Annotated in this window: 26 protein-coding genes and 2 riboswitches; of the genes, 10 read left to right on the forward strand and 16 right to left on the reverse strand. The window is 30.0% G+C overall.

Annotated elements, in window-relative coordinates; genetic code table 11:
* Positions 1 to 21: 21 nt before the first annotated feature.
* Both RSC72_RS03560 and RSC72_RS03565 read left to right on the forward strand, forming a co-directional pair.
* The gene (locus RSC72_RS03560; protein ID WP_332544796.1) at positions 22 to 555 is read left to right on the forward strand and encodes an STM3941 family protein; all 534 of its coding nucleotides are present in this window, start codon (positions 22 to 24) and stop codon (positions 553 to 555) included.
* Between the two features lie 27 nt (positions 556 to 582).
* Complete coding sequence (locus tag RSC72_RS03565) at positions 583 to 1890, forward strand: DEAD/DEAH box helicase (RefSeq protein ID WP_332544795.1); 1308 nt, start codon at positions 583 to 585, stop codon at positions 1888 to 1890.
* 151 nt (positions 1891 to 2041) lie between these two features.
* On the opposite strand, the gene RSC72_RS03570 is transcribed toward RSC72_RS03565, so the two are convergent.
* From RSC72_RS03570 to RSC72_RS03605, 8 genes are all read right to left on the reverse strand, one after another.
* Positions 2042 to 2227: a YqaE/Pmp3 family membrane protein gene (locus RSC72_RS03570; RefSeq protein ID WP_332544794.1), complete on the reverse strand. Its 186-nt coding sequence runs from the start codon at positions 2225 to 2227 to the stop codon at positions 2042 to 2044.
* Position 2228: 1 nt separating this feature from the next.
* Positions 2229 to 2891 (reverse strand): NAD(P)H-binding protein, encoded by a 663-nt coding sequence (locus RSC72_RS03575; protein WP_332544793.1) that lies wholly within the window; start codon positions 2889 to 2891, stop codon positions 2229 to 2231.
* A 1-nt stretch (position 2892) separates the two neighbouring features.
* Entirely contained in the window at positions 2893 to 3771 is an 879-nt protein-coding gene (locus tag RSC72_RS03580) for a flavin reductase family protein (RefSeq protein WP_332544792.1), read from the reverse strand.
* Between the two features lie 11 nt (positions 3772 to 3782).
* On the reverse strand, positions 3783 to 4751 hold the full coding sequence (locus tag RSC72_RS03585; protein ID WP_332544791.1) for a fumarylacetoacetate hydrolase family protein: 969 nt from the start codon (positions 4749 to 4751) through the stop codon (positions 3783 to 3785).
* 178 nt (positions 4752 to 4929) lie between these two features.
* Positions 4930 to 5235, reverse strand: coding sequence for a hypothetical protein (locus tag RSC72_RS03590; RefSeq protein ID WP_332544789.1), 306 nt, complete (start codon positions 5233 to 5235; stop codon positions 4930 to 4932).
* A 63-nt stretch (positions 5236 to 5298) separates the two neighbouring features.
* Positions 5299 to 6255, reverse strand: a complete 957-nt coding sequence (metF, locus tag RSC72_RS03595; protein ID WP_332544788.1) for a methylenetetrahydrofolate reductase [NAD(P)H] — start codon at positions 6253 to 6255, stop codon at positions 5299 to 5301.
* Positions 6256 to 6519: 264 nt separating this feature from the next.
* On the reverse strand, positions 6520 to 9183 hold the full coding sequence (metH, locus tag RSC72_RS03600) for a methionine synthase (protein ID WP_332546196.1): 2664 nt from the start codon (positions 9181 to 9183) through the stop codon (positions 6520 to 6522).
* Positions 9183 to 10169, reverse strand: a complete 987-nt coding sequence (locus RSC72_RS03605) for a homocysteine S-methyltransferase family protein (protein ID WP_332546198.1) — start codon at positions 10167 to 10169, stop codon at positions 9183 to 9185. Before RSC72_RS03605 ends, metH begins: the two co-directional genes overlap by 1 nt.
* Before the next feature lie 43 nt (positions 10170 to 10212).
* Positions 10213 to 10315: riboswitch (SAM riboswitch) on the reverse strand.
* Positions 10316 to 10769: 454 nt separating this feature from the next.
* Positions 10770 to 10867: riboswitch (SAM riboswitch) on the forward strand.
* 124 nt (positions 10868 to 10991) lie between these two features.
* On the opposite strand from RSC72_RS03605, the gene RSC72_RS03610 reads away from it, so the two are divergent.
* A complete protein-coding gene (locus RSC72_RS03610; RefSeq protein WP_332546200.1) occupies positions 10992 to 12173 on the forward strand; it encodes a homoserine dehydrogenase in 1182 nt (393 codons plus the stop codon).
* Between the two features lie 27 nt (positions 12174 to 12200).
* Here RSC72_RS03610 and RSC72_RS03615 read toward each other — a convergent pair whose 3' ends face one another.
* Both RSC72_RS03615 and RSC72_RS03620 read right to left on the reverse strand, forming a co-directional pair.
* A complete protein-coding gene (locus RSC72_RS03615) occupies positions 12201 to 12650 on the reverse strand; it encodes a thioredoxin family protein (RefSeq protein WP_332546201.1) in 450 nt (149 codons plus the stop codon).
* Position 12651: 1 nt separating this feature from the next.
* The gene (locus tag RSC72_RS03620) at positions 12652 to 14685 is read right to left on the reverse strand and encodes a TonB-dependent receptor plug domain-containing protein (protein WP_332546203.1); all 2034 of its coding nucleotides are present in this window, start codon (positions 14683 to 14685) and stop codon (positions 12652 to 12654) included.
* 96 nt (positions 14686 to 14781) lie between these two features.
* Between RSC72_RS03620 and RSC72_RS03625 the strand changes: the two genes are divergently transcribed.
* Together RSC72_RS03625 and RSC72_RS03630 are read left to right on the forward strand one after the other, a co-directional pair.
* Complete coding sequence (locus tag RSC72_RS03625; RefSeq protein WP_332546204.1) at positions 14782 to 15441, forward strand: metal-dependent transcriptional regulator; 660 nt, start codon at positions 14782 to 14784, stop codon at positions 15439 to 15441.
* Between the two features lie 3 nt (positions 15442 to 15444).
* Complete coding sequence (locus RSC72_RS03630; protein WP_332546206.1) at positions 15445 to 17112, forward strand: LIC_10190 family membrane protein; 1668 nt, start codon at positions 15445 to 15447, stop codon at positions 17110 to 17112.
* An 18-nt stretch (positions 17113 to 17130) separates the two neighbouring features.
* Here RSC72_RS03630 and RSC72_RS03635 read toward each other — a convergent pair whose 3' ends face one another.
* Positions 17131 to 17496 (reverse strand): DUF1573 domain-containing protein, encoded by a 366-nt coding sequence (locus RSC72_RS03635; protein ID WP_332546208.1) that lies wholly within the window; start codon positions 17494 to 17496, stop codon positions 17131 to 17133.
* Between the two features lie 287 nt (positions 17497 to 17783).
* Here RSC72_RS03635 and RSC72_RS03640 point away from each other — a divergent pair, with 287 nt between their 5' ends.
* The gene (locus RSC72_RS03640; RefSeq protein WP_332566177.1) at positions 17784 to 20405 is read left to right on the forward strand and encodes a valine--tRNA ligase; all 2622 of its coding nucleotides are present in this window, start codon (positions 17784 to 17786) and stop codon (positions 20403 to 20405) included.
* 133 nt (positions 20406 to 20538) lie between these two features.
* Here the strand turns inward: RSC72_RS03640 and RSC72_RS03645 are convergent, their stop codons facing one another.
* From RSC72_RS03645 to RSC72_RS03655, 3 genes are all read right to left on the reverse strand, one after another.
* Positions 20539 to 21297, reverse strand: a complete 759-nt coding sequence (locus RSC72_RS03645; protein ID WP_332566178.1) for a DUF4241 domain-containing protein — start codon at positions 21295 to 21297, stop codon at positions 20539 to 20541.
* Positions 21298 to 21370: 73 nt separating this feature from the next.
* Positions 21371 to 21979 (reverse strand): hypothetical protein, encoded by a 609-nt coding sequence (locus RSC72_RS03650; RefSeq protein WP_332546980.1) that lies wholly within the window; start codon positions 21977 to 21979, stop codon positions 21371 to 21373.
* On the reverse strand, positions 21972 to 22547 hold the full coding sequence (locus RSC72_RS03655) for a Crp/Fnr family transcriptional regulator (RefSeq protein WP_332546979.1): 576 nt from the start codon (positions 22545 to 22547) through the stop codon (positions 21972 to 21974). Before RSC72_RS03655 ends, RSC72_RS03650 begins: the two co-directional genes overlap by 8 nt.
* A gap of 114 nt (positions 22548 to 22661) precedes the next feature.
* Between RSC72_RS03655 and RSC72_RS03660 the strand changes: the two genes are divergently transcribed.
* From RSC72_RS03660 to RSC72_RS03670, 3 genes are all read left to right on the forward strand, one after another.
* Positions 22662 to 23069 (forward strand): RrF2 family transcriptional regulator, encoded by a 408-nt coding sequence (locus tag RSC72_RS03660; protein WP_332566179.1) that lies wholly within the window; start codon positions 22662 to 22664, stop codon positions 23067 to 23069.
* 64 nt (positions 23070 to 23133) lie between these two features.
* A complete protein-coding gene (locus RSC72_RS03665; RefSeq protein WP_332566180.1) occupies positions 23134 to 23790 on the forward strand; it encodes an NAD(P)-dependent oxidoreductase in 657 nt (218 codons plus the stop codon).
* Positions 23791 to 23883: 93 nt separating this feature from the next.
* Positions 23884 to 24315, forward strand: a complete 432-nt coding sequence (locus RSC72_RS03670) for a hypothetical protein (RefSeq protein WP_332566181.1) — start codon at positions 23884 to 23886, stop codon at positions 24313 to 24315.
* Between the two features lie 131 nt (positions 24316 to 24446).
* Here the strand turns inward: RSC72_RS03670 and RSC72_RS03675 are convergent, their stop codons facing one another.
* Both RSC72_RS03675 and RSC72_RS03680 read right to left on the reverse strand, forming a co-directional pair.
* Positions 24447 to 24857 (reverse strand): hypothetical protein, encoded by a 411-nt coding sequence (locus RSC72_RS03675; RefSeq protein ID WP_332546560.1) that lies wholly within the window; start codon positions 24855 to 24857, stop codon positions 24447 to 24449.
* A 127-nt stretch (positions 24858 to 24984) separates the two neighbouring features.
* The gene (locus RSC72_RS03680) at positions 24985 to 25350 is read right to left on the reverse strand and encodes a methylglyoxal synthase (RefSeq protein WP_092905514.1); all 366 of its coding nucleotides are present in this window, start codon (positions 25348 to 25350) and stop codon (positions 24985 to 24987) included.
* A gap of 98 nt (positions 25351 to 25448) precedes the next feature.
* Between RSC72_RS03680 and RSC72_RS03685 the strand changes: the two genes are divergently transcribed.
* Positions 25449 to 26498, forward strand: a complete 1050-nt coding sequence (locus RSC72_RS03685; RefSeq protein ID WP_332546557.1) for a 2Fe-2S iron-sulfur cluster-binding protein — start codon at positions 25449 to 25451, stop codon at positions 26496 to 26498.
* Positions 26499 to 26501: the final 3 nt, after the last annotated feature.

Raw genomic sequence — 26501 nt, forward strand, 5'->3', positions numbered from 1 at the left:
AATTTTGCAAAAAATATACAATTGAATTCAGTCGAAATTTATGCCAAACAACGAAGTAATTGGGGACTTCTAATAGGAAGTCTAATTTTTTTGTTTTGTTCTATTTATTTATTTCTTAATATTAATCAAGTAAATTCGCCAGCTACAGCAAAACTAATTAGTATTGTTATGTTTGTACCGAGTTTAATTTTAGTTGTTTTTGCAATAAAGAAATTGCTTAAAAAACAATTAATTGTTTTGATTGACAAAAAAGGAATTGTATTTCATCCATCTCAAAAATTAAATTACATAGTTTGGGGAAATATAGCCGAAATAGAAGAGTTAAAATTGCCTCGTCAACGTATTATTAATATTAAAGTTATAGATAGCGAAAAATATATTAATGCCGAAAATCAAAAATTTTTACAAACTCGTATGAAATTCTGGAATCAAATGTATGGCGCTGTAGTTTCCTTTGATGCCAATACGTTAGATAAAAACCATTTCGAAATTATGTATATTTTTGATGAATTTATGGATGATTATAAAACTTCTCTTCAAACAAAAACGAATTAATTCGTAATAAACACCTAATTTTGCACCATGCAAATCGATTTACTTTATAAAAACTTGGGCATCAAAGATATGAATGCAATGCAACGTTCAGCATTCAAAATGTCCGAAAATCAACGAGATTTAATCTTATTATCGCCAACAGGTTCAGGAAAAACATTGGCTTTTTTACTTCCGACTGTCAGAGATTTAAAACCAGATGTAAAAGGTGTACAATACCTTATTTTGGTTCCTGCACGCGAATTAGCTTTACAGATTGAATCAGTTTTCAAATCAATGAAAACAGAATATAAAGTAACGTGCTGCTACGGAGGTCATAATACAAAAGTGGAACAAAATACGTTGCTAGAAGCGCCTGCTGTTTTGATAGGTACACCAGGAAGAATTGCGTACCATTTACGTAACGAAAATTTTGATCCTTCGACTGTTCAAACACTTATTTTAGATGAGTTTGATAAAGCGTTAGAGTTAGGTTTTCAAGAAGATATGAGTTTTATTGTGAACCAATTATCAGGTTTACAACAACGTATGTTAACTTCTGCAACAGAAATGGAAAATATACCAGAATTCGTTGGTTTACAAGATGAAAAAACAGTAAGTTATCTTAAAAATATCGAAGTTAAACCAGATTTACACATGAAATTGGTTAATACAATTTCTGAGGATAAATTAGATACTTTGTTTAATTTGATTTGTAAAATAGGTAACAAACGTATGTTGATTTTTTGTAATCATCGAGATGCAGTAGACCGTATTAGTAATTTATTACAAGAAAAAGGAATTGCACGTGAAAGTTTTCATGGTGGAATGGAACAAGATGAGCGCGAGCGTGCTTTATTGAAATTCCGTAACGATTCTGTTCGTGTTTTAATTACAACAGATTTGGCTGCACGTGGTTTGGATATTCCAGAAGTTGATTCGATTATTCATTATCAATTACCTCCAAAAGAAGCTGCTTTTATTCACAGAAATGGTCGTACAGCTCGTATGAATGCGAAAGGATTTGTTTATCTAATCATTAGTAATGAAGAACATTTTCCGTTTGTAAATGAGAATTTACCTGTAGAAAATTTAGGTGGAACTTACAAAATACCAGAACGTACTCCTTATCAAACAATTTATATTTCGGCTGGTAAAAAAGACAAAGTAAATAAAGTAGATATTGTTGGATTTTTGTTCAAAAAAGGAGGTTTAGAGAAAAATGATGTCGGAATTATAGAAGTGAAAGATACAACGTCTTATGTTGCAATTAATCGTCAAAAAGTTCCTGATTTATTGAAAAAACTAAACGGTGAAAAAGTAAAGAATAAGAAAGTTAAAATGCAAATTGCATACTAAATAGAGTAGGATTTTATAATATACTTTATAATCCTTTATATAAAAAAGTAAGAAATTATAACCCATGAAGTTTTACATATTGTACTACTTTATGGGTTTTTATTTTACAATTAATTAAATTTATAATTAATTGAAATTTAGTGTTTTAAATCTATCTTCTTAAATCTTTAATTCTAGATTTATTTCTAGAATCAATTAATGATGCAACAGCCCAAATTGCTGCAGGAATCCATCCGATAATTGTGATTTGAAGTACAAAACATAAAATTGCAGTTAGTATTTTTCCTCTTATAAGAAATGAAATCGAAGGGAATAGTATGGCTAGTAAGATCATCATTTTATTTTTTTAAGTTTTGCATTATTTCATCATATTGATAAACGGAAACTGAATTTATTTGATCTTTAGAATCAATAGTTATCATTGCTTTTGCTAAATTTTCTACTTTCATTGCTTTGTATTTACTTAAACTTCCCATTAGAAATAAATCAATAATTGGAAAAATTTTAGTACCTACTTTTTCTCCAAAACGATAATTTTTTCTTTCTCCAGTCAATAATGAAGGTTGATAGATATGCAATGATGGAATGTTCGAATTTTTTAACAAATATTCTGCTTCGCCTTTTATATTTAGGTAAAAATTAGACGCATTTTTATTTGCGCCAATAGCAGAAATATAATGAAAGTTTTGCATGCCCTTGGTTTTTCCAATTTCAGCATAAAGTATTGGAATTTCTATCTCAATTTTACGATATGCAATCATATCTGGTGTTTGTTTTCGAGTAGTTCCTAAACATGAAAATATAGTGTCAATGTGATTTATTTGACTGAAATCGGGTACTGAATTAAAATCTGTAGTAATTTCTAATAACTTAGCGTGTTGAATTGGTTGAGGTTTACGTACAAGTGTAATAACTCTAGTATAGGAAGAATCATGCAATAATTCTTTTAAAATTACAGAACCAACCAAACCTGTGCTACCCAGAATTAATGCAGTTTTCATTTTAAATATTCATTAACAACCAATACCAAGCACCATTTACATCACCTTGATCTAATAATTTACTCGCAACTTGATGACGTACTTCGGCTGATTTGAATTTCTGAATATCTAAACGATCTTTTAGTTGAGATTTAAAATTTTCAATCATTTCTTCAGTTGGTAAATTTTCAACATTTCCCAATTGTCCTAAATGATTTCCTGTTAAATAATTTGAATTTTTTATATCATCAGGTAATTGATCTATTCCTAAACCAACTGTACGAGTAGGTTTTTCGACTTCAAAAATAGATTCAGGAATTACGCGACAATAAAAATCACCACCCATACGTGCAACTAAATCCAAATCGTAAGGTGAAACGTTGTTTTCTTCGTCTAATAAATCTTCGTGAATATGTAATTTTACAACTTCTGCAATTACTAAATTAGCTGCACCAGGTTGATCTGTAATCGAAATTACTTCGCGTATTTTACATTCTAGTTGTATTGGAGATTCTGCAACACGAGGAGGTTTTACAATCTCCGAAGCCAATTCTGTAAAGCCAGCTTTTACAAATTCATTTACACCTTTTGGATATTCTACACTTGCTAATGACTGTTGTTGTACAATAGAATAATTGACAATATTAATAACACATTCCGGATGTTCCCAAATATTTTCTAACGTATGTTTTGTAGAACCGTCTCGCATTTTTCGTAATGGAGAAAATACACAAATAGGAGGATTTTGTCCCATTAAATTAAAGAAAGAAAATGGACTTAAATTTACATTTCCATCTTTATCTATAGTACTTGCAAAGCAAATAGGGCGTGGAGAAATAGCGTGTTTTAGTAAATCGTCAAAAGTTTTAGTATTTGGCTCGAATGATTTTGTAATTTGCATGAAATAAAGATTTAATGTTGATAAAGATGAACAGAATTTATTAATTTTCCTAATCCAGTTACAGACATTTCGACAATATCTTCTGGCTGTAACCATTGTTCTTCGTATGTTGATTTTTCACGTTTTCCTGTTCCATTTAGTTCTAAAAAACAACCAGTGCCTACAGTTCCAGAGCCAATAATATCACCAGGAAATAATTTTACACCATAGGAAACACGTTCAATTATTTCAGCAAAAGTCCAGTGCATATCTTTAAAATTTCCTTTCGAAACTTCTGTTCCATTTACAGAACAAGTCATTTCAAGATCATAACAATTTCCTATATGTCCAGCTTTTGGCTCGACTTTATAAGTTTCTAACTCTTTTGGCGTAACCAAATATGGACCAAACATCGAAGCAAAATCTTTTCCTTTGGCAGGACCAAGATTCAATTTCATTTCTTCCATTTGTAATTCACGCGCGCTCAAATCATTCAAAATCATGAAACCTCCAATGTATTCATCTGCATTTTCGGCATTTATATTCATTCCTTCTTTCTTGATAACAATGGCAACTTCTAGCTCAAAATCCATACGATTAAAATGTTTTTCCATTGCAAAAATTTTTCCTGGACCTTGAATTGCTTGATGATTAGAAAAATAGAAAACAGGAAACTGATCAAATTCCTCAATCATCGGTAAACCTCTGTTCATACGAGAAGTTTCGACATGTTGACGAAATGCATACGCATCTCTAAAACTTGAAGGATGTGGAATTGGAGCCAAAATTTGAGGTTCGGTAACAATTTTATTTTTATATAATCCTCTATTGATTTCGTGTATTATTTGCTGACAAATCGGAAACGAGAAGTCGTCATCGGCTAATAATTCAGTTAAAGTTTTAGGAAGATTCGGATTTATTTTTTCTAAATCATAAATAGTAGCTTGGTCAACAAGTCCTATTTTTTCTAGGTTGTTATCTAAGAAGGTAACGAATTTCATTTCATGTTATTTGAAATGTGAAGATACAATTTTGTTTTTGATGACAAATAAAATTTGATTCTTAAAGATGAATAAAATTGTAGTATGTAGAAAGAAAAAAGCCTCGAAGCTAGTCGAGGCGTTAAATATTGTTCACAACAAATGAACTTTTATTGTGCGTTTTTTTTAATTGTTGATACTATTTAATTTTTTCAATAATTTGATCAAAATCTTTTTCTAGTAATAATTTATATAATTCAATTACTTCGTCCCAAGAATTTGCCTTAGATTCTATTAACTCATCATCTTCAAAATCAATAATAAGAGTTAAATTTTTTCTGACTTCTACAATATTTTCATCATCACCAATAACACTTACCCAAATGGCGTCATTTTCGTCATCCATTTCTTTTAATTCGTCAATCGCTAAAATAATATCATCTAGTGTTATATTATCTTCAGAATCTGACCAAGCGCGTTGCAAATAATTTTCAATTTGAATCATCAATGTTATTTATTTTATGGTCCAAATATACAGAAAATAGATTTTTTATATAAATATGTAACGCTAAAAAATAGCATTCGCAACTCTTTGCGTATTGATAGAATTGCTCATCGTGTAGAAATGCAAACCTGGCACACCAAATTCTATTAATTCTTGGCACTGATTAATACACCATTCTATTCCTATTTCTTTTATACTTTCTTTATCCTTTGCTTTCAAAACTTCCATTGCAAGACTTTCTGGTAAATCAATATAAAAATTCTGAGGAATTGATTTTAATTGACTTAAAGTTGATAGCGGTTTTATACCTGGAATTATAGGAATGTTAATATCTATTTCGCGACATTTACGCACAAATTCAAAATATTTCTGATTATCAAAAAACATCTGTGTCACAATATAATCTGCACCCAAATCAACTTTTTCTTTCAGATAATGCATATCCATACCAAGATTTGGCGATTCAAAATGCTTTTCAGGATAACCAGCAACACCAATACAAAAATCCATTTTTTGAGATTCTTGCAATTCATCATCCAAATATTTTCCATTATTTAGCGACGTTACTTGCTCTATTAATTCTGACGCGTAGGCATTTCCACCAGCTTCTGGAATAAAATTTTTCTCTGTCTTTATCGGATCTCCTCTCAAAGCCAAAACATTATCAATACCCAAAAAATTCAAATCAATCAACGCATCTTCCGTATCTTCTTTCGTGAAACCACCACAAATCAAATGCGGAATCGCATCTATCTTATAATGACTTTGTATCGCAGCGCAAATAGCCACAGTTCCAGGGCGTTTTCTGACCTGATAACGTTTCAACAAACCATTCTCTTTCTGTTTATAAATATATTCTTGACGATGATACGTCACATCTATAAAAGCCGGATTTAGCTCAATCAAAGGATCCAAAGTTTTGAATGTCGCATTCACATCCTGTCCCTTCAGTGGCGGCAAAATTTCTACAGAAAATAAAGGTTTTCCATTCGCACGGTGTATATGTTCAGTAACTTTCATTTAAGTTAATTTTTTATTCTAATTAATGAAATCTTAAATCTAATATCAAGAATCTTACATCCATTTATTAGGGCGTTCCCTTCGGTCGGGCTTTTCGTTACAATCTTTGCTATTCAGCAAAGGATTTCCACTACAATCCCTAACGCATTTTTAATTTTGTTCTAAGTTCTAAGTTCTAAGTTCTAAGTTCTAAGTTCTAAGTTCTAAGTTCTAAGTTTTGTCATGCTGAGCCTGTCGAAGCATCTTCAACGATCTCAAGTATTTCTAAGCCAAATTCGGGCTCAACCAACGTTCAGCTAATTCTTTAGTCATATTTTTGCGTTCAGCAAAATCTTCTACTTGATCCATTTTTATTTTTCCAACACCAAAATATTTAGCCTCTTCATTCCCAAAATAATAACCAGAAACAGAAGAAACAGGATACATGGCCAATGAACTTGTCAAATTAATTCCAGTATTTTTTTCGACCTCTAAAATCTTGAAAATAGTTTCTTTTTCTAAATGGTCTGGGCAAGCAGGATAACCTGGTGCAGGACGAATTCCTTTGTATTTCTCTGCAATTAATTCATCATTAGACAACGTTTCATCTTTTGCATATCCCCAAATTTCAGTACGTACATATTTGTGTAAATATTCTGCATAAGCTTCTGCAAGTCTATCTGCAAGAGCTTTTACCATGATAGAATTGTAATCGTCCAATTCTTTTTCGTAGTTGTTCGCGACATCTTCTATTTCCTGACCAGTTGTAACTGCAAAAGCACCGATATAATCTTGTATTCCAGATTCTTTTTCCGCAATAAAATCTGCGATAGAGAGATTTGGTTGACCTTTTGATTTCTTTGCTTGTTGACGAATTGTATAGAATTCATTGATTTTTTTGTCATTTTCATCAAACAATTCTATCGTATCATCTTTTATTGTATTTGCCTTAAACAGTCCAAAAACTGCTTTTGGTTTTGCAAGATTTTCAGTTTCAATTTTATTTAACATCGCTAATGCATCAACATATAATTCTTTTGCATTAGTTCCGACAATTTCATCCTCTAATATTGCAGGAAATTTACCATGTAAATCCCACGTTTTGAAAAATGGCGTCCAATCTATAAAATCTTTTAAATCCGTTACAGTAGCCGTGTGTGTGAAAATGCCTAATTTATTTGGTTTGAAAGGTTTACTTTTCTCGAAATCAATTTTTAATTTATTTTTACGTGCATCTTCTATTGATAGATATTCTTTTGAAACAGCTCTATTCAAGAAGCCTTCTCTAATTTTAGCGTAATCTATTACCGTTTCATCTAAAAGTTGATTTTGTTGCGTACCAATTAATTTTTGACAAATTGTAACTGAACGCGAAGCATCCAAAACATGAATTGCTTTGTCATATTCTGGTGCAATTTTTACCGCAGTATGTGCTTTAGAAGTTGTTGCGCCACCAATCATTAATGGAATATCAAGATTTAAGCGTTTCATTTCTTTGGCAACATGTACCATTTCGTCAAGTGAAGGTGTAATTAATCCTGAAAGGCCAATTACATCAACTTTATTTTTTTGAGCTTCCTCTAAAATCTTTTCAGCAGAAACCATTACGCCTAAGTCTATAATTTCGAAACCATTACAACTTAAAACGACAGAAACAATATTTTTACCAATATCGTGTACATCGCCTTTTACGGTTGCCATTAAGATTTTTGAAGGTTCTTTTTCTGTTTTATTTCTTAGTTTTTCATCCTCTAAAAAAGGAGTAAGATAAGCGACAGATTTTTTCATGACGCGAGCAGATTTTACAACCTGAGGTAAAAACATCTTTCCACTTCCAAATAAATCTCCAACAACATTCATTCCGTCCATCAAAGGACCTTCAATTACTTTTAATGGTGATTTTATTTTTTCTAAAGCTTCGGCAGTATCTTCGTCAATATATTCTGTAATTCCTTTTACTAAAGCGATTTCAATTCGTTTTTCTAAAGGTAATTCTCGCCAAGCATCGTCTTTTTTCTTCTCTTTTGTAATTCCTTTTAATCCTTCAGCAAAATCGATTAATCGTTCTGTTGCATCATCACGTCTATCTAATAATACATCTTCTACGTGTTCTAATAAATCTTTTGGAATGTCATCATAAATCTCAATCATTTCAGGATTTACAATTCCCATATCCATTCCATGTTGAATTGCGTGATACAAAAATGCAGTGTGCATTGCTTCACGAACAGCATTATTTCCACGAAAAGAGAAAGAAACATTAGAAACACCACCAGAAACTAACGCATGTGGTAGATTTTCTTTGATCCATTTTGTTGCTTCAAAAAAGTCGATTGCATTACGTCTGTGTTCGTCCATTCCAGTTGCGACAGGAAAAATGTTAACATCAAAAATAATATCGTGTGGATTAAATTTTACTTGATTAACCAAAATATCATACGAACGTTTTACAATTTCGATACGTCTTTCGTAATTATCAGCCTGACCATTTTCGTCAAAAGCCATCACGACTGTCGCGGCACCGTAACGTTTGATTTTTTTCGCATGTTCTATAAACAATTCTTCTCCTTCTTTAAGAGAAATAGAATTTACAATTGCTTTTCCTTGTACGTTTTTTAATCCAGCCTCGATGATTTCCCATTTTGAAGAATCAATCATAATAGGAACTTTGGAAATATCTGGTTCAGAAGCAATCAATCGAAGATATTTTACCATAGAAGCAACGCCATCAAGCATTCCTTCATCCATATTAATATCAATGATTTGTGCACCACCATCTACCTGATCGCGGGCAACTTGAAGTGCTTCTTCAAATAATTCATCTTTAATTAATCGTAAGAATTTTTTAGAACCAGTAACATTTGTACGTTCACCAACGTTGACAAAGTTTGAATTTTCACGGACAATTAAAGGTTCTAATCCAGAAAGTTGAATTTTTATACCTGACATTATGCGTTTATTTTTCTTGGTTCGTATTCTTTTGCTAATTCTGCCATTAATCTTATGTGGTCTGGTGTTGTTCCGCAACATCCACCAATTATATTAACTAATTTTTTTTCTAAAAATGGACGAACATAATCGCGCATCATTTCGGCAGTTTCGTCATATCCACCAAAAGCATTTGGTAGCCCTGCGTTTGGATAAGCACTAACATAAAAAGGAGCTTTTTCTGCTAAAACTTCTAAATATGGAATTAAATCTGTTGCGCCCAAAGCACAATTTAATCCTACTGAAAGTAAATCTAAATGCTCTAAAGAAATTAAAAAAGCTTCTGTAGTTTGTCCAGAAAGTGTGCGTCCAGATTTGTCTGTAATTGTACCAGAAGCAAGCAAAGGAACATTAATTCCTGTATCTTCTATTGCATCTTGAATTCCGAAAAATGCTGCTTTTGCGTTTAATGTGTCAAAAATAGTTTCTACTAATAATGCATCAACACCAGCTTCTAACATTGTTTTGGCTTGCGAATAATAAACTTTTGCCAAAGTATCAAAATCTACATCACGATAACTTGGATCATTAACTTGTGGCGAAATTGAGGCTGTTTTGTTTGTAGGACCTAAAGAACCAACAACAAAACGTGGTTTTTCGGGTGTAGAAAATTCTTCGACAGCTTCTCTTGCCAAACGAACAGCTTCGTAATTTAATTCGTCCACCAAATCAACCATATCATAATCAACCATAGAAATAATATTGGCGTTGAAGGTATTTGTTTCAATCAAATCTGCACCAGCAGCCAAATATTCTCGGTGTATATTTTTGATGATTTCGGGTTGAGTTAAAACCAATAAATCATTATTTCCTTTAAGAGAAGTATGAAAATCCTTGAAACGTTCGCCTCTATAATCTTCTTCTTGTAAATTATGTTTTTGAATCATAGTGCCCATAGCACCATCTAAAATCACTATACGTTCTTTTAGTATATCGTCTAATTTCATTTTATTTTTTTAAAAAACCTTAGGGGAAGAATAGCGAAGTAGCTCCTTATCTTTCTCTTAAATTAGAGTAGGATGTAGCACCCAACTTTGCTTTGGGTTGCCAAGATTTCAGCGGGCCTAATCCCTCCATCTTTTCTTCATAAGGCACCTACAAAAGTATCTAATCTCAATAAAATAAAAAAATGATAATGATAGAAAAGAATTATTATTTATATGTCAATAAAATAAGTTAATCATTACATATAATTGAATTAAAAAATATTGTGTTTTTAAAGTGTATTTTGAATTTTATTCTATTAAATAGTGTTTTTTTAGAAAAAATATTTTTATTTTAAAAATATTAGAAACTTATTAAGAATAATATTTTAATCTGAATCTATTTTTGATATTGTATTAAAGAAATATATAAGGGTATACTTATAAATTATTATTAATTAAGAAAATAATTCTGTTTTAATTGTTTTTATAGAATTATTTTAATTTAAAATATTGTTTTTGATTAATATTAAGAAAAATATAATATTATTAATGAAATTATATTTGGAGTTTAGAATTGCTTTACATTAAATTTGCCCTCAGAAATAGTTCATTAAAATTTACAGTTTATCAAGAAAAGTGGAGGGAAATGGCCCAAAGAAACTTTAGCAACCTAATAACAAAATTAAGGTGCTAAATCCATCCGTAAGGGAAGATGAATAAAGACTTGTGCAACCAATCATTCAGATAATTTCTAATTTGTTGGTTCAATTGTTTTTATTTGGCAATTGAACCAATTTTTCTTCTGCTTTTTTGATAAAAATCACTAAAATTAAACTTAATTAAATGAAAAAATTAAATATCGGTTTATTCGGATTTGGCGTTGTAGGAGAAGGAATTTACAAAGTTTTAGAAGAAAAACCGCAACTTAACGCCACAATAAAAAAAATTGTAATTAAAGATTTATCGAAACCAAGAAATGCGCCGAGCGAATTATTTTCTGATAATGCCGATGATATTTTGGAAGATGATGAAATAAATGTAGTTGTTGAGTTAATTTCCGAATCTGATGCGGCGCATGCTATTATAGTAAAAGCTTTTGATAAAGGTAAACATGTGGTAAGCGCAAATAAAAAATTGATTGCAGAACATCATAAAGAATTATTAGAATTACAATATAAAAATAATGTTTCATTTCTTTATGAAGCCTCTGTTTGCGGGTCGGTTCCGATTATTAGAAATTTAGAAGAATATTTTGATAACGATTTATTGAATTATGTTTCTGGAATTGTAAATGGAACGACGAATTACATTTTAACAAAAATGGCGAAGGAAAATGAATCATATCAAGATGCACTGAAAGCGGCTCAAGATAGTGGTTTTGCTGAAGCTGATCCGACTGCAGATGTGGAAGGTTTTGATGCGGCGAGTAAATTGGCGATTATAACGTTGCATGCTTATGGTAAAAAAATTGATGTAAAAGATGTGATTCGCAAAGGAATTATGTCGCTACAAGTTCAAGATTTTAAATATGCAAAAGAAAAAGGTTATACAATAAAGCTTATTGCTAACTCTACAATAAATCATCAAACAGGAGAAATAAATTCGACCGTATTGCCAACTTTTGTGAAATTAAATAAAACAATTGCGCTTGTAAACAATGAATATAACGGTGTTTTGATTGGAAGTTCGTTGTCAGACGAGCAATTTTTATATGGAAAAGGCGCAGGTCGTTTCCCAACTTCTTCCGCAGTTTTGAGTGATATTTCAGCTTTAAATTATGATTATAAATATTCAATCAGAAAGTATGATGAAAAAGAAGAAGGTGTATTTAATCAATCTGGACAATTGAAAGTTTATATTGGTTTTAAAGATAAAAATTTAGATGTTGTTTCTTATTTTGATGAAGTTGAAGAACGTTATGAAAGCCCTGATTACAGTCATATTATAGGAAAAATAGATATAAATACATTAAAAAATAAAGAGTTAATAGAAAATCCAAATCTATCTCTGATAGTTTTAGACTAATTTTTGTGAATAAAATGGGAACTAAATTTAGTTCCCATTTTTTATTTTATTGATAATTTCAGAAAGTTGTTTTTTCATTAAAAAACCGAAAGTTTTATCAATAATTTGAAGTTTTTCATTCAAAATAATCCAAAAAGGATAATTTTCTTGTTCATTTTTATTTAGAAATTGTTTAACAAAATCATGAGTTTTAGATTTATTATTTGGTGGAAATTTATTTCCAAGAAAATCTAATTCAAAAATACTTTCCCCATTAATTTTCAGAAAATATAATTCGTCGTTCAATTCATTTTTTAAGGATAAATTATTTTCTATTTCCCTTTCTTGAATTTTGCAATAAGCACACCAATCTGTATAGAAATAGAGTAGAATTGGCTGAGGTTTTTTCGGAAATTCTTGATTAAACTTATCTAAGCTTATTTGTCCGAATATTATTCCAGAAAAATATAAATAAAGAATTAATACAAATTTTTTCATTTTATCTAATTGTATATCTCAAACCAATAAATCCTCTAATTCCTTGTAATGGTGCGTAATTATAAGCAGTATCAAAAGTGTATCTATACGGATTATTGATTGGATCATTTATGTTATTATTAAAAGGATCAAATGGACGCATTAATGGATTTTTAGGTATAAAATTGAAGATGTTTTTCAATCCACCATAGATTTCAATTTTTCTAAATGATTTAGTTAGCTGAATATTTGTCAACATATAAAAAGGCGAATATTCTGGACGAAAATCATTAGGTAAAATAGGTAAGCGCATTTTTCCGTACCAATTTCCAGTTAAATCAACTGTAAATCGTTTCGGAAAATTATATGAAATAACATAATTACCAGACCATTTTGGCGCATGAAATTGTTGACTTTTTTGCATTTGATTGTTTTTATCCCGCTCTTTTCTGTAAACATCCATATAGGAGAAACCGAAATTTATTTTCAGAGGAAATCGAAAAACAATATCCGTATTTATTGAAATTCCTTTAGAAACGGCATGTCCGTCTAAGTTATCATAAATGATTAAATTTTGATTTGTTTCAAAATCTCCAACAATTTTATTCGTAAAATAAGAGTAAAATACAGTAGCATCTAAATTGAAATTTCCAAAATCGAAGGTTTTATTGAAAACGTAATTTAAGTTTCCGTTGTAAGATTTTTCAGGATTCAAATCATTTCTTATAATCACTTCGCGTGAACCAGTTAGTGCAGCATGGTCTTCTGTAAAGAGATTTACAACACGAAAACCAGTACCAAAACTTGCTCTGAAAATATGTCTATTATTCGGTGAAAACTTATATGCAAATCGTGGCGAATGTATGTCTTTATGGTGTTTGTCATAATCTAATCGATAACCCAACAAAAGTTTATGTTTAGATGAAAATGTGATTTCATCTTGAATAAAAACACCAGGTAAAGGAGATTTCATGGGATTATTCTCTTTGTTTTCATTTGCTGTTCCTGGCGTGTTGTCGTCATAAAAAGTATACTTATAAGTAGCTCCTGTTAACAAACTGTGCTTGCCAAGAATCTTGTCCCAATAGGCTTGTGAAAAAGCAACATGTTGTTTTGCTTGGTAAGAATTTGTACCATAAAATGAATTTTGTTGATGAAAATTATACGAGAATTGTGTGTAGATATTTTCTGTTGTTGGCAATTGATACATTCCTATAATTTCTGCTCGGTTTGTAAAAATACTTTCACCATAAATTTTGTCACTTCCTCTGTCTATCCGTTTGTCATATTGCATTTCTCCGCCCCATCTGTCTTCGTATACGTAACGAGAAGCAATACTTGCGGTTTTATTTTTAGAATGTTCAAAATTCCATTTATTGAAAATAGAAATTCTATTCTGTAAAGTTAAATCTGTAAAATTATCGTTGTTTTTATCTTGTTTATTATCAAATAAAAAATAATTGATACCTATTAATGAATTTACTTTATTATTGATTTTGAATTTATAAGCTAAATCAATATTGTTTTCTAACCAAGAAGTTGTGTATAAATCTGCACTAAATTTATTTGCTTTTGTAGCGTCTTTTGTAATGATATTCACTATTCCGCCCATTGCTTCTGTACCGTAAAGTGAAGACGCAGGACCTTTTACAACTTCAATTCTATCAACCAAACTATTTGGTATTCCATTCAGACCATAAACGGTAGATAGAGCAGATACAATAGGCATTCCGTCAATCAAAATCATGGTATATGGACCTTCCATTCCATTTATATGTATATCTCCTGTTGCGCAAACGTTACAATTTATTTGTGGTTGAATTCCATTTATCATTCCAATAGATTCAAACAAAGTAGGATTAGGGTTTGTCTTGAAATATTTTGAAGTATAAACTTCTATTGGGACGGGAGAATCTTTCTTGAAAACAGGTTTCATAGTTCCTGTCAGTACGACCTCATTCAAATTTTCAGGATTATTTTTGATAGAATCTTTATTAGTTTCTTGGGCGGACGAAGAAATTGTTAGAATAAAAATTATGGAGTTGATTATTTTCATATAAAAATACTTGAAGTTAAAAGTTAGACAAATCTAACAAAAATATTATTCAAAATGATTTTTAATTATAAAAGATGTTTAACTTATATTTGTTAAATGAATTCATTAGTCGAAGAAAATTATATCAAAGCATTATTTCATCTCTCAGAAAATGGGAAAGGTGAGGTTAATGTCAAAGATTTGAGTAAGCATTTGAACATAAAAATGCCAACGGTGAATAGTATGATGAAAAAATTATCTGAAAAAGAATTGGTGATTTATGAAACATATAAACCACTTCGATTGACTGATAAAGGTATATTGAAAGCATCGCTAATTGTTAGGAAACATAGATTAACAGAGATGTTTTTGGTAGATAAAATGGGTTTCGGTTGGGAGCAAGTGCATGAAGTTGCAGAGCAAATAGAGCATATACAAAGTCCGTTATTCTTTGATAAAATGGATGAGTTGCTTAATTTCCCTAAAATTGATCCGCATGGTTCTCCAATTCCCGATAAAGAGGGGAATTTTGAACAAATTAATTACAAAAAAATGTCCGAATTTACAGCTGGAGATGTTGTGGAAATTTGTGCAGTAATTAATTCTTCAGACGAGTTTTTAAATTTTCTTAATACAAAAGAATTATCCTTAGGTTCTGTTCTTAAAGTTGTTGAAATTGAGAGTTTTGATAAAAATATGAAAGTTGATTATTCTAATAAAATAGAAGTTTTTAGTTTGCTTATTTCAGAAAAATTATTAGTAAAAAAACTGAATTAATTTATGATTTATCAACTTATTGTATCTGTTTTTTTACTGTTTTATTTTTACGCTTTTGGTTTGTTATTTCAGAAGGTTTTACCACAAATAAATCATTATTTTAGTTTAACAATTTTGAACGGAATGATAGGTGTAGGGCTTATAAGTTTTGTTCTCGCTTTTGTAATTCCACTTAATTTTACGTACGAAATTTGCTTGATTATTTTAGCTTTATTTGGGTTGATTTATTATAAAAAACGGAGTATTGAGTTTTTGAAATTCTTCAAAAAAATTACTTTATATTTCTATCTAATACTGGTTTGTGGACTTGTTTTTACAGTTACTTATCCTTACATTTTAGATCATTTTGGTTATTATGTTCCAACAATAAAATGGTTAGATTTTGCAGGATATGTAAAAGGATTATCAAATCTTGAATGGGTTTTTGTTCAAAATAGTTTTTGGCATATTTTACAAGCTTCTATAAACGAAACTTCGGATATTTATTATCGTTTAAACTTTATTTTATTTATCGTTTTCAACTTGTATTTAATCGAATCTAAATCTATTCGATTATTACCTTTTAACGTGATTTTTTTATTTTTTTTAAATATTCCATCGCCAGATTTACCCGTATTTGTTTTGAGTGTAATTTTGTTAAATGAATACTTGAAATCAGAAAAAAATGTTTCTACATATTTATTTTTTGCTGCGATTGTATTTGTCATAAAACCAATCAGTATTCTATTAATTGTATTTTTCTTGATAGAATATTTTAGAAAAAAGGAATACAAAAATTTAAAAGATTTTAATTTATTTCTGATAATCGGATTAGCAATATTGTTTTGCTTAAAAGGAATTGTTTTAGCTGGAAATCCTTTGTTTCCTTTAAGTTTTACAACTTTAGAAAATTTATCTTGGGCTTCGCCAAAATCGATGTATATACTTTCTGATGTTAATGCAAAATTTATTCCTTTGAAGGATTTATTTATCAGAGAACAAGTACAGGAAATGAATACGCTTACTTATTATAAATATGTGTTGTTCAGTTCAACTTTAAGATCAATAATCTTATTATTTATTTTAAGTTTTACGATTGGATTAATACTATTGCAAGTTTTTAAAAAAGAGAAAAATAAGACTATTTATTATTTACTATTCTCAGTTTTGATAAAAGTTTTTTTTGTCATATTCACATCACCACAATTTCGTTTTTTGTTAGATGTTTTGATTGTAGATACGTTGATAATTTTACTAATGTTAAAGAAAGAGTTTTTTAGTAAAAAATGGAAAATTTTTAATCTTGCTCTTTTATTTGTTTTAATGATAGGTGTTATTACGCCAAATATATGGTCAAAATATATAAAAGGTATTCGCTCTTTTAGTTATATAAGAGGATTTGAAACTCCATTTTTCTTAAAACCAGGACAATATGATGATTTAGAGTATAAATCGAATAAGATTGGCAATTTTAAATATAATTACCCTATAAATTATACATTAACATATTCTACAAAAGTTCCTGCAATAAGTTCCTTTTCTTTGCGATTATATTATTTAAATAATGGTTATCCACAACAAATAGATAGCGAGAATGTCAAAAAAGGATTTTATTGGAAAGAAATGAATTCGGTTGAGAAAAAATATTTAGAAAATCTAATTATAGAACAAGAAAAAAAGCAAGTTAAATAACTTGCTTTTTCATTTTTATTATTCAGCAGAACCTTTTATTCTGAAGATTTTTCTTGATGATACAGGATCATTAGATGTAATTGTTACAGATTTGTTGAAGTCACCTTTAACACCACCTGTCGAATATTTTACGGTAATATCAGCAGATGCTCCAGGAGCAATAGGAGTTGTTGGATATTCTGGCACAGTACAACCACAAGAACCAACTACACTTTTTAGGATTAATGGTTTGTCCCCTGTATTTGTCACTTTCATTTTAGAAGTTACTTCTGTATTTAACTTTAAATTTCCGAAAGCAATTTCTTCTTTTTCTAATTTAAGTTCTTGAGCAAAAAGGCTTGTTAATCCCATTACAAAAGCACCTACAAACATTATTTTTTTCATAACAATAAATAAATTACTAATTCAAATCTACAAAACATTTTGTTGTTTTGACGTTAATTTTTTTAAAAATCTATTTCTCTAATTTTATTTAAAGATATAATATTTAGGATAAAAGCAATATTCATTCCATTTAAAATGAATTATAGTAATTGCAATTTATTTTTTAGTAGAGAAGTTATTCCCATTAATTTAAGAATATTAACTTAATTTGGGAAATCTGACTATTAATAAGGATTAGTTGCGTATATTTTGTAAATTTGCCCAAATTTATTTTTAACAAATAGAGAATGGAAATCGCATCTAAATATACGCCTCAAGAGGTTGAAGACAAATGGTACAAATACTGGATGGATAATCAGTATTTTAAATCTACGCCAGACGAACGCAAAGCATATACAATTGTAATTCCTCCGCCCAATGTCACAGGTGTTCTACACATGGGACATATGTTAAACAATACGATTCAAGACGTTTTAATTCGTCGTGCACGTATGCGTGGTTACAATGCATGTTGGGTTCCTGGTACAGACCATGCTTCAATTGCTACAGAAGCTAAAGTTGTTGCGAAATTAAAAGAACAAGGTGTTTCTAAATTTGATATTGGTCGTGAAGAATTTTTGGGTCATGCATGGGAATGGACACACAAACATGGTGGGATTATTTTAGATCAATTAAAAAAATTAGGTGCTTCTTGTGATTGGGATCGTACAAAATTTACGATGGATGCAGATTTGTCAGAATCTGTTCAACGTGTATTTATCGATCTTTACAACAAAGGATTAATTTATCGTGGTTACCGTATGGTAAACTGGGATCCTGAAGCGAAAACCAATATTTCTGACGAAGAAGTTATTCACGTTGATAAAAACGGTAAATTATATCATTTACGCTATCAAGTAGAAGGTACAGATAAATATATTGTTGTTGCAACTACTCGTCCAGAAACAATTTTTGGAGATTCAGCCGTTTGTATCAATCCTAATGATGAGCGCTACGAATGGTTAAAAGGAAAGCAAGTTATTGTACCAATCGTTGGTCGTAAAATCAATATTATTGAAGACGAATATGTTGATATCGAATTTGGAACAGGATGTCTTAAGGTAACACCTGCGCATGATGTTAACGATTATGAGTTAGGAAAGAAACATAATTTAGATTTTATTGATATTTTTACGGATGATGCAAAACTTAACGAGCAAGGTTTAAACTATGCTGGGTTAGATCGTTTCAAAGCACGTAAAGAAATCGAGAAAGAGTTAGAAGAAAAAGGTTTACTTGAGAAAGTAGAAAATTATAACAATAAAGTAGGAACTTCTGAAAGAACAGGAGCTGTTATTGAGCCTAAAATCTCAAATCAATGGTTCTTAAAAATGACAGATTTAGCAAAACCTGCTTTAGATAATGTAATGAATGATACAATTAAATTTCATCCAGCGAAATTTAAAAATACGTATCGTAATTGGATGGAAAATGTAACAGATTGGAACATTTCTCGTCAACTTTGGTGGGGACACCAAATTCCTGCATTTTTCTATGGTGATGGAAACGAAGATTTTGTTGTTGCAATGACAAAAGAAGAAGCCTTACCATTAGCACAAGTGAAAACAGGAAATGCAACATTAACAATTGAGGATTTACGTCAAGACGAAGATGCTTTAGATACGTGGTTTTCGTCATGGTTATGGCCAATTTCAGTTTTTAATGGAATAAATGAGCCAGAGAATGAAGAAATCAATTATTATTATCCAACACAAGATTTAGTTACAGGTCCAGATATTATTTTCTTCTGGGTTGCACGTATGATTGTTGCTGGATATGAATATAGAAATGAATTACCATTTGAGAACGTATATTTTACAGGAATTGTTCGTGATAAACAAGGTCGTAAAATGTCGAAATCTTTAGGAAATTCACCAGATCCAATCGAGTTGATGAACGAGTATGGAGCTGATGCAACACGTATGGGAATGTTGTTGACTGCACCAGCTGGAAACGATTTGCCTTTTGATGTAGATTTATGTTTACAAGGACGTAATTTTGCCAATAAAATCTGGAATGCTTTCCGTTTGATTAAAGGTTGGGAAATTGATGAAAACTTACAGCCTTCTACTACACAAACAAAGGCAGTTGAATGGTTCGAGAATAAATTTAATGCACAATTAGCGGATATCGAAGCGAATTACGAAAAATATCGTTTGTCAGATTCGTTAATGGGAATTTATAAATTAGTTTGGGACGATTTCTGTTCATGGTACTTAGAGGCAATCAAACCAACATTTGGAGAGCCAATAGATCGTCAAACATTTGATGCGACAATCGGATATTTAGAAAATGTTTTGAAAGTTCTTCATCCATTTATGCCATTCTTAACAGAAGAAATTTGGCATTTAATAGCTGAGCGTACAGAGAAAGATGCATTAATTATTGCAGAATATCCAGAAGTTAAAGCATTTGATGAAGTATTAATTCAACATTTCGAAAATACAAAAGAAGCAACTACTGCAATTCGTGGTTTACGTTCAGAAAAAGGAATGTCGCCAAAAGAAGCTTTAGAAGTTTTTGCTGATACAAATGCTAGTAATGAAATTTTTGTAGATGTATTCTCAAAATTAGGAAATGTTTCTAATTTCAATGTAGGAGCTAAGCCCGAAAAAGGTTTTGCATTTCGTGTTGGTACGTTAGAATTTATGATTCCGATGTCAGATAATATTGATGTTGAAGCTGAGCGTGAAAAATTACAAAAAGAAATTGAATACAATCAAGGTTTCTTAAATTCAGTTCGTAAAAAATTATCGAATGAAAAATTTGTTGCTGGTGCACCAGAACAAGTAATCGCGAATGAACGTAAAAAAGAAGCAGATGCTTTGGCTAAAATAGCTCAAATAGAAGAGCAATTAGCAGCATTATAAATAAGATTTAATCAAATTTTATATAGAAAAATCACTCCAAATTTGGAGTGATTTTTTATTTCATTCATAAAAATACCCTCAAATAGATTTAACTTTTTGAGGGTATTGTATAATGTTTTATATTAAAATAGTCTTATAACCACTCTTCATCATCTTCAGAATCTTCTAATTCAGCATCAATAAACTGAATGTAGAATGCAATGATCTCATTTTTATCATTATATCCGAAATAAGCAGGGTAAATTCCTTCGCCAAATCCAGCTTGAAAAATTGGTGCTTTAGACTCAGTTCCAGGAACCGTCCAATTAATCCAATCTCCTTCTTCTGACTGATATTTTGGGTTATTTTTAGCGTTTTCTATAAACAAAGCATTAAAGTAATCATCATAAAGATTTACATCATTTCCTTTGTTCTCGAATTCGTCAATAAATTTCACAAAATCATCTTTTACCTCAGCATCAACAATTGTAGCCAAACCACTTTCTATTGAAAAACCAAAATATTCTCCTTCTTGTAATTCTTCAATTAGCTCGATACCTTTCATTGCTTCTTCGTAACGAACAGGTTTTTCGTTAGAAAAAGAGATTTTTACACAACCAATAAGGTTTTCTACTTCACCATCATCTTCGTATTTTACTATACTTGCTGTAACAGGAAAATTACCTTTTGGAGTTTCTAAAAAATAAGGATCTTTATCTACGGCAAGATATTCACCTAGAGGATCATTAACAAAAATTTTTCCTGATGGTAAAGAAACATCTCCCATGTTAATTTGGTCAATTTCTACACCTCCAATTTCTTTATCTGTAAAATATTTTTCTAAATCGTTTGGTGCCAAAGTTAATTCTCTTTTAGCTTCCCAAGTTTTTAACCATTCTGCTGTTGGTTGCATAATATTTCGTTTTAATTGTTACAAAAATACACTAAATAATAATAGGAGTTGAGGTTTAAATGTTAGTGATTGGTTAAATTATTTTTCGGAGTTTTTTTCTTAATTCGTTTTTATCAATATCATATTCAAATTTCATAATATAAATTAAATCATCCTCTGTTAGGAGATTATTTTTGTAATATGAAATTAAAATTGGCTGAATTTTAGTAAACTCGTCTAACGATTTTTGTTTGAAATCAACCTCAATAAATTGGTCATCTTTTGTTTTTAAAGTTAATCGATTATTAACACCATGAGAACCATTCTGAGATTCAAATTCTCCAAAATCTTTCACTTTTTTACCCTCGTAATCATTGTTATCAATAACGATAGAAAGAAGAGTATTTATTGGATGAAAATTGTCTTTAATTTTTATTCCTTCTGTAGAAAAAGTTAATTTGCCATCAAAATGACCTTCTAATTTAGTTTCGGGTTTTTTGAAATATCCATTCAAATAAGCAACAATTGTAGCTAAAACTCCAATAAAAATGTAATAAAATGTATCATTCTTGAAAATTTTAAACTCTAAAAAAACATAACTAATTAACGAAACCGCCAAAAATGAAACAATTAATTTAATAAAACTTTTCGGGTTTTTTTTCGGTTTTTCTTTGACGAAAATGTCAAAACTATATTTATCCATGTGCAATTTCTTTTCTAACTCGACTTAGACTTTCTGGTGTTATACCTAAATAGGATGCAATCATCCATTGTGGAATTCGTGAAAGTTGGTTAGGGTAGAGGCGTATAAATTCTAAATAACGTTTTTTTGCAGTAGCGCTTAAAAGTAAATTAATACGGTCTTGTAGACTACGAACATGATTTTGGACCAATTTATTTTCCGCTATCAAATAATCAGGATTAAGACTTACAATTAAATTAACGATTTTTTCATTTAATAAAACAACTGTAGAATCCTCTATTGCTTGTATATAGAATTTAGATTGTTGTTTACAAAAAGAGCTATTTCTATCGCTTACAATCCAGTTTTCTGTACCAAATTGCAAAACATGTTCTTTTCCATTTTCATCTATTGTGTATGAACGAATAACGCCAGATTCAACAAAAAAATAATCTTCAGAATATTCGCCTGGAACTAAAATAAATTCATTCTTTTTAAACTTTTTTACAACTAAAGCGTTTTCTATTTTATTCCATTGTTCTTCTGTTAAATGGACAATGCTCAATAAATGTTTTTTATAATTTTCCATACATAGGGTTGTATATCTACAAATTTACTAGATTTTATCGAATAAAAATAATGTAACAAAAGTTATTACAATTAAAATTTTGTTTTTTATATTTGCATCATTAAATAGATTATGATGAATAATTTAAGATTTGCAACAGCAATACATATTTTGGTATTAGCAGATAAATTTAAAAATGAGATAATTACATCGGATTTTATTGCAGGAAGTATAAATGTAAATCCAGTAGTGGTTCGTCGTGAAATTAAATTTTTGAAAGACGCAGGTTTTATTGATTCAAAAAAAGGCAAAGAAGGAGGTTGTTTTTTAATAAAAAATGCAAGCGATATTCTATTGGGAGATGTATATAAGTTGGTAAATCAAGAAAATGTATTTGGTAAAATGAATCATACTAATCCGAATTGTCCGATTGGTCTTGAGATGAATGCTAATTTAGATAGTTTATTTAGTAACGCAGAAGCAGAATTAATCAAAACGTTAAATAATAAAACTTTAAAAGAATTTTCTGATCAATTTCAGTAAAAATTTTTTATCTTTAATTGTAACAAAAATTATTACATTATAAATTAAAAAAAAAATAATAAACATGAAAGTAGCAGTAATAGGAGCAACAGGATTTGTAGGCTCAGAAATTGTAAAAGAATTAGTAAGTAGAAATCAATCTATCAAAGCATTTGCAAGAAATACAGACAATGTTTTGGAGAGTAAAAATGTGGCTCCCGTACAAGTTGATGTGAATGATATTGAAGCGCTTGCGACAGATTTGCAAGGTGCAGATGTTGTGGTAAGTGCTTTTAATGCAGGTTGGACAAATCCTAATTTGTATGCTGATTTCTTGAAAGGTGTAAAAGCCATAGAAGAAGCTACGCAACGCGCTGGTGTAAAACGTTTGATAGTTGTAGGAGGAGCGGGAAGTTTGTATGTAAATGAGCAAAAAGAGTTGCAATTGGTAGACGCTCCAGATTTTCCAGAAGAAATAAAACCAGGTGCAACGGCAGCAAGAGATTATTATAATTTATTGAAAAATAATACTGATTTGGATTGGACATTTTTCTCTCCAGCACCAGAAATGCACCAAGGAACTTCGGGCGTAAGAAAAGGAACGTATAGATTGGGAACAGATGTACCTGTTTTTGATGAAAATGGACGCAGTATTTTATCTGTAGAAGATCTTGCAGTGGTAATTGCAGATGAAATAGAAAATGCGAAGTTTATAAAACAAAGATTTACAGCAGCTTACTAATTTAGAGTTAAATAAATAAGATTAAGTAATTAAAATCTAAAGATTACATTATTTGGTACGATTTATGAATTTTATGTATCAAATGTAAGTAAAATGAAGTTGTATGTAGGAGTTGGCTTAGTCATCTTAAGCCTGAGTTTGATTTTACTTTGTAACTTTTTAGATTTTAATCAATTATTTGACAAATTATTAGGTTTTGTAATTCTAATAAGCAGTTTATTAACCGCTTATTTAGGAGTTAGAAGAATTTTTAGTTTTTTTGATTACAATCGTATCATAAAAAAAGGACTAAAAGTAAAAGCACACATTGTAGAAATTAAGAGAACTTTGTTAAGTGTTAATCATATTCCAGAATATATTGTGGAAGTATTTTATAAACATCCAAATACCAATCAAATGTATTATACCGAATTTGAGTATTTTGGAGATGTAAAAAATGATGTATCAATAAAAAAGGGAAAAGAAATAGATATTATTATCGATCCTCAAAATCCAAATAATATTTATTTTAAAAATCTGGTATAGAGTTTCTTAATGTCGTATAAAAAAAGATATTCATCATTTTGACGAATATCTTTTTTTATTCTTAATCAATTTATAAAATTCATAAAAAAACACTTCATTACGAAGTGTTTTTTATGAATTATAATTTTGTATTATTTGATATATGTTTTATTTCCGTTGCTGTTTATGTAATATTTTCCTCCTCTTTCTCCAACATAAACCTTGTGACCATTGTATGTGCCTGCTTTAGAAGTTTTTGCAACATTAGTATTTTTAACTTCTTTTTTTGTAGTGTTTGCTTTAGAAGTTATGTCTTTTTTAGTTGCCTTTACATCTTTCTTCGCTGCGTCTGTTTTTTTAGTAGTTTCCGTTTTTACAGCTTTTTCATCTTTAGTTGCTTTCGCATCCATTTTTTTAGCTGTTGCATTGGCTTTTTGTTCTACTTTTTTCGCATCTTTTTTTACAGTTGTTTTAACTGGTTCTTTTGTTTGAGCTAAAACTGCAGTTGATCCTACAAATGCAAATAAGCTAAATGCGATTGCTGTTTTTTTAATTAAATTCATAGCTTTTCGTTTTAATTTTGATTGTTTAGATAAAAATTTTTAAATATTAAACACTACAACACAATTGATGTGCCAAAGCATGCTATAAAAGATAAAAGTAAACTTAAGATTAGCTTAAGGCAAATTTCTATTTCAAATGATCCAATAACATCTCTGCCGTAGCAGGATTTGTAGCAAGCGGAATATTATGTACATCACACAATCTCAATAACATATTTACATCGGGTTCGTGAGGATGTTTTCCCATAGGATCACGAAAAAAGAAAACCATATTTGTTTTTCCTTCCACAACGCGAGCAGCAATTTGGGCATCTCCACCAAGTGGACCAGAAAGGTATCGAGTAACTGTTAACCCAGTTTGTTCTGCATATTTACCTGTAGTTCCTGTGGCAACAAAAGTAATTTTATTATTGTTTAAAGCATCTTTGTGTTTCATTAAAAAATTAACCATTTCAGCTTTTTTTCCATCATGTGCGATTAATGCTATTTCCATATTTTTTTCTATTTGACTGATAAATCTTACTTTTGTACAAATTTAAAAGAACAATCTTAATTTATAGATACGATTAAGATTATAAATCTGATTAAACCATGAATTTTAATTTACTAACGGTAAAAGAGATTATCAAACTAACGGATGATGCCGTACAAATTAGTTTTGATGTTCCAGAAGAATTACATACAGCCTATAATTTTTTACCAGGACAATATATAACGTTAAATATCAATGGAGAACGTAGAGATTATTCTCTATGTACTTCACCAAATGATAAAAAGTGGAGTATTGGAGTAAAATCTCAACCAAATGGTAAAATTTCTAATTATCTTTTCAATGAAGTAAAAGTTGGTGATAAATTAGAAGTTTCTACACCAAATGGACGTTTTACAATACCTACAAAACCCAATGAGAAGCGTACACTAATTGCTTTTACAGCAGGAAGTGGAATTACGCCAATTATGAGTATGTTAGAGTATACTTTACAGACAGAAGAATGGGTGAATTTTCATATTTTTTATGTGAATAAAGATGAAAATTCAATCATGTTTAAAGAGCGTTTAACAGAGTTGAAACAACGCTATCCAAACAATGTTTTTATTCATCATTTTTATACAAGACAAGAACAAGAAAACTTTATTTACAACGGACGAATTGATGAAAAGAAATTTGATTTAATTTTAAATCAGATTATAGATATCAACGAAGTTGATGAAGCGATGCTTTGTGGACCAGAAGAAATGATTTTGACTTTAGCGAAAAAAATTAATGAAGCTGGAATTATAGAGAAAAGAATTCATTTCGAATTGTTTAATCCATCTATCAAATCAGAAAATATTTTCACAAAACATGATGATGGACCACAAACCGTAAAAGTTTCTGTAACATTAGATGGTGAAACAACTGAAATAACGTGGGATAGAGGAAAAAATTTGATCGATGCGATGTTAGAAGCTGATGTTGACGCACCATATTCTTGTAAAGGAGGCGTTTGTTCGTCTTGTATGTGTAAGATTACAGAAGGTGAGGTTCATGTTGGAGACAATTTTGTTTTGACAGATTCTGATTACGAAGATGGTATGACATTGGCGTGTATATCTCGTCCCAAAACAGCCACTTTAGCAATAGATTTTGACGATGTTTAAAGA

It is taken from the genome of Algoriella sp. (assembly GCF_036647415.1).
Taxonomy (GTDB): Bacteria; Bacteroidota; Bacteroidia; order Flavobacteriales; family Weeksellaceae; genus Empedobacter.

Coding starts and splice junctions, on each gene's coding strand:
- RSC72_RS03565 (WP_332544795.1), top strand. CDS start 583: ATGCAAATCGATTTACTTTATAAAAACTTGGGCATCAAAGATATGAAT.
- RSC72_RS03570 (WP_332544794.1), bottom strand. CDS start 2,227: ATGATGATCTTACTAGCCATACTATTCCCTTCGATTTCATTTCTTATA.
- RSC72_RS03575 (WP_332544793.1), bottom strand. CDS start 2,891: ATGAAAACTGCATTAATTCTGGGTAGCACAGGTTTGGTTGGTTCTGTA.
- RSC72_RS03580 (WP_332544792.1), bottom strand. CDS start 3,771: ATGCAAATTACAAAATCATTCGAGCCAAATACTAAAACTTTTGACGAT.
- RSC72_RS03585 (WP_332544791.1), bottom strand. CDS start 4,751: ATGAAATTCGTTACCTTCTTAGATAACAACCTAGAAAAAATAGGACTT.
- RSC72_RS03590 (WP_332544789.1), bottom strand. CDS start 5,235: ATGATTCAAATTGAAAATTATTTGCAACGCGCTTGGTCAGATTCTGAA.
- metF (WP_332544788.1), bottom strand. CDS start 6,255: ATGAAAGTTACTGAACATATACACCGTGCGAATGGAAAACCTTTATTT.
- metH (WP_332546196.1), bottom strand. CDS start 9,183: ATGTCAGGTATAAAAATTCAACTTTCTGGATTAGAACCTTTAATTGTC.
- RSC72_RS03605 (WP_332546198.1), bottom strand. CDS start 10,169: ATGAAATTAGACGATATACTAAAAGAACGTATAGTGATTTTAGATGGT.
- RSC72_RS03610 (WP_332546200.1), top strand. CDS start 10,992: ATGAAAAAATTAAATATCGGTTTATTCGGATTTGGCGTTGTAGGAGAA.
- RSC72_RS03615 (WP_332546201.1), bottom strand. CDS start 12,650: ATGAAAAAATTTGTATTAATTCTTTATTTATATTTTTCTGGAATAATA.
- RSC72_RS03620 (WP_332546203.1), bottom strand. CDS start 14,685: ATGAAAATAATCAACTCCATAATTTTTATTCTAACAATTTCTTCGTCC.
- RSC72_RS03625 (WP_332546204.1), top strand. CDS start 14,782: ATGAATTCATTAGTCGAAGAAAATTATATCAAAGCATTATTTCATCTC.
- RSC72_RS03630 (WP_332546206.1), top strand. CDS start 15,445: ATGATTTATCAACTTATTGTATCTGTTTTTTTACTGTTTTATTTTTAC.
- RSC72_RS03635 (WP_332546208.1), bottom strand. CDS start 17,496: ATGAAAAAAATAATGTTTGTAGGTGCTTTTGTAATGGGATTAACAAGC.
- RSC72_RS03640 (WP_332566177.1), top strand. CDS start 17,784: ATGGAAATCGCATCTAAATATACGCCTCAAGAGGTTGAAGACAAATGG.
- RSC72_RS03645 (WP_332566178.1), bottom strand. CDS start 21,297: ATGCAACCAACAGCAGAATGGTTAAAAACTTGGGAAGCTAAAAGAGAA.
- RSC72_RS03650 (WP_332546980.1), bottom strand. CDS start 21,979: ATGGATAAATATAGTTTTGACATTTTCGTCAAAGAAAAACCGAAAAAA.
- RSC72_RS03655 (WP_332546979.1), bottom strand. CDS start 22,547: ATGGAAAATTATAAAAAACATTTATTGAGCATTGTCCATTTAACAGAA.
- RSC72_RS03660 (WP_332566179.1), top strand. CDS start 22,662: ATGAATAATTTAAGATTTGCAACAGCAATACATATTTTGGTATTAGCA.
- RSC72_RS03665 (WP_332566180.1), top strand. CDS start 23,134: ATGAAAGTAGCAGTAATAGGAGCAACAGGATTTGTAGGCTCAGAAATT.
- RSC72_RS03670 (WP_332566181.1), top strand. CDS start 23,884: ATGAAGTTGTATGTAGGAGTTGGCTTAGTCATCTTAAGCCTGAGTTTG.
- RSC72_RS03675 (WP_332546560.1), bottom strand. CDS start 24,857: ATGAATTTAATTAAAAAAACAGCAATCGCATTTAGCTTATTTGCATTT.
- RSC72_RS03680 (WP_092905514.1), bottom strand. CDS start 25,350: ATGGAAATAGCATTAATCGCACATGATGGAAAAAAAGCTGAAATGGTT.
- RSC72_RS03685 (WP_332546557.1), top strand. CDS start 25,449: ATGAATTTTAATTTACTAACGGTAAAAGAGATTATCAAACTAACGGAT.